Here is a 232-nt window from a genome sequence, read left to right as displayed (position 1 = left end):
GCGTCGCACTCGAAGACCCAGGTCGATTTCATTCCGACCATGAGTCTGGGCATACCTGGCGACGCAGTCATGGCGCTCATTCTCGGCGCGCTACTGATTCACGGCATCCAGCCGGGTCCGCAACTGATTACCGAGCACGAAGATCTGTTCTGGGGGTTGATTGCAAGCTTCTGGATCGGCAACGTGCTGCTGGTGTTGCTGAACGTGCCGATGATCGGCGTGTGGGTGAAGC

General features: G+C 58.6%; 1 protein-coding gene. It reads left to right on the top strand.

The genetic code is table 11. The features are described 5' to 3' along the window. A partial coding sequence (locus SB753_RS41905) for a tripartite tricarboxylate transporter permease (RefSeq protein WP_410805800.1) occupies positions 1-232 on the top strand: 232 nt, incomplete at both ends.

Source organism: Paraburkholderia sp. SIMBA_053, from assembly GCF_046534895.1.
In the GTDB taxonomy this organism is placed as follows: Bacteria; Pseudomonadota; Gammaproteobacteria; order Burkholderiales; family Burkholderiaceae; genus Paraburkholderia; species Paraburkholderia caledonica.
This window is presented reverse-complemented; position numbering and strand designations above follow the sequence as displayed.